The organism is Gracilimonas halophila (assembly GCF_042684365.1).
GTDB classification, from domain to species: domain Bacteria; phylum Bacteroidota; class Rhodothermia; order Balneolales; family Balneolaceae; genus Gracilimonas; species Gracilimonas halophila.
On record NZ_JBHULI010000013.1, the window covers coordinates 1 to 1,871 of the forward strand.

At 39.9% G+C, this 1,871-nt stretch carries 4 protein-coding genes; all 4 read left to right on the forward strand.

Annotated features, from left to right (window positions below):
• Window positions 1-3 precede the first annotated feature (3 nt).
• Complete coding sequence (locus ACFSVN_RS04945) at window positions 4-204, forward strand: hypothetical protein (RefSeq protein WP_390299499.1); 201 nt, start codon at window positions 4-6, stop codon at window positions 202-204.
• 274 nt (window positions 205-478) lie between these two features.
• Window positions 479-643 carry a hypothetical protein gene (locus tag ACFSVN_RS04950; protein ID WP_390299492.1) on the forward strand — a complete coding sequence of 55 codons (165 nt, stop codon included), beginning with the start codon at window positions 479-481 and terminating at the stop codon, window positions 641-643.
• A 145-nt stretch (window positions 644-788) separates the two neighbouring features.
• Window positions 789-962 carry a hypothetical protein gene (locus ACFSVN_RS04955; RefSeq protein WP_390299494.1) on the forward strand — a complete coding sequence of 58 codons (174 nt, stop codon included), beginning with the start codon at window positions 789-791 and terminating at the stop codon, window positions 960-962.
• Complete coding sequence (locus ACFSVN_RS04960; protein ID WP_390299497.1) at window positions 949-1,326, forward strand: type II toxin-antitoxin system VapC family toxin; 378 nt, start codon at window positions 949-951, stop codon at window positions 1,324-1,326. The genes ACFSVN_RS04955 and ACFSVN_RS04960 overlap by 14 nt, the downstream gene beginning before the upstream one ends.
• Window positions 1,327-1,871: the final 545 nt, after the last annotated feature.

Genomic DNA, 1,871 nt, shown 5'->3' on the forward strand with positions numbered 1-1,871 from the left:
TAAATGACTCAATTAGAAAAATTACTCAATAAAATAACCGACAAAACTTACACCATAGGAATCGTAGGCTTAGGGTACGTAGGTTTACCACTGATGTGGACCTTCCACCAGGTTGGAATGCCGGTAGTTGGTTATGATATAGATGAAAAAAAGATTGAGAACCTCAAGAACGGCATCCCTTACATCAAGCACCTGGGGAAGTAAATGAAATTGATAACAATCGGCCTTAGAAAAAAATGCGTAAAGAAACGGACGCAATGAAGCGTAAAGAAAGAAATCATACCGCTGATAAATTCAGCACTAGCAACGCTCTTGAAGGAGCATTGATTTCTTTTAGTCCCGAGCAGTCGGGAGAGACCGTTTTAGCATTATTTTCGCAGCCAGTCCCGAGGATTCGGGATGTTTCTTTTGTCGGCACAAAAGAAAGAGGAAGGCGATGCAGGCAAATAAAGTGAATTTGAAAAGAAAGTATATAAACATGAACTCTTGGATAAATTTTGTCACATACAACGGAGATCCTTCGTCATTCACTGCGCAGGCTCCGTTCATTCCTCAGGATGACAGGGGTGGTGGAGACAACCAAATGCCGCCTGCGGCGTCAATGCCCGTACCGGTCATAGATGAAAAGCTAATTACAAATTGAAAATTACAGATTACAAATTAGGGAAGGAATGACAGTCAATCTGAAATTTGCAATCTGTAATCTGAAATCAACTAAACTGATAACTCAAAATTTCATACATTTATATATAGTATAAAGCTTTCTAAAACGACCAAATGAAACAGCCATGACACTAACCATCAATAAAAAAGATTCTATCAAAAAAATTCGTGAGGCGATAGAAAAAGCATCATCGAAAAGAAAGAAAAATAAGGTAGATATAGATCGCTACTTCGGAAAAGTGAATTTCGGCATGGATGGACTCGAATACCAGAAAAAAGTAAGAAATGAGTGGGAATAATATTGTTGCCGATACCTCTTTACTGGTAAACTTTTTTAATGGGGTTGAACCGGCGGGTAAAATTTTACAAGGTCAGCATATTTGGGTTTCAGCAATCACAGAAATAGAGTTGCTGAGCTATTCGGGATTAACAAAAAAGCAATCAACCATTATTCGCTCTTTTTTAGACGAATGTACGATTACGGAACTCAGTCCCTCAATTCGAAAAATAGCAATTGAAGTCCGCAAAAAGGACAAATTAAAATTACCAGACGCCGTGATAGCAGCAACTTCTATATATTTAGATTTCCCATTAATAACTATGGACAACGATTTTGAAAAGGTAAAGGACCTAAACGCAATCGTATTAGAGACGGAAGTATGAAAACATTGACTCCCACTCCTAGCGCAAGCGTCCGCTTGTGCGGTGGTGGATTTAACTTGGTTGCTATGAAATTGAGATCCTTCGTCATTCACTGCGCAGGCTCCGTTCATTCCTCAGGATGACAGGGGTGGTGGAGACAACCAAATGCCGCCTCTGGCGTCAATGCCCGTGCCGGTCATGAATTAAAACTGATAACTGTTTACTGAAGAACTATTAACATTCGGCCTTAGAAAAAAATGCGTAAAGAAAGAAATCATACCAATAAAGCCCGTCATTGCGAGGAGCCCGGATGCAGAAACTAAGCATGTGCAGGTTACCGACGCGGCAATCTCCCTGCACTATTTGGGATGTTGATCAACGTATTATTAGTGAAGAAAGCAAAAAACTTGGTACCCATGCAGGCAGGTCTAAAGACCTTGGCTTGTTAATTACCGAGACAGAAATAACAGAAAAAAATTTGAACCACTGATTAAACGGATTACAAGATGAGACGGATTAAATGTTTAAAATTGGATGTTTCCCCTGGCCTTAGAGTTTTGGCCGGA

Excerpts from the sequence above, each read along its gene's own strand:
- ACFSVN_RS04945 (WP_390299499.1), top strand. The coding sequence starts at position 4 with ATGACTCAATTAGAAAAATTACTCAATAAAATAACCGACAAAACTTAC.
- ACFSVN_RS04950 (WP_390299492.1), top strand. The coding sequence starts at position 479 with ATGAACTCTTGGATAAATTTTGTCACATACAACGGAGATCCTTCGTCA.
- ACFSVN_RS04955 (WP_390299494.1), top strand. The coding sequence starts at position 789 with ATGACACTAACCATCAATAAAAAAGATTCTATCAAAAAAATTCGTGAG.
- ACFSVN_RS04960 (WP_390299497.1), top strand. The coding sequence starts at position 949 with ATGAGTGGGAATAATATTGTTGCCGATACCTCTTTACTGGTAAACTTT.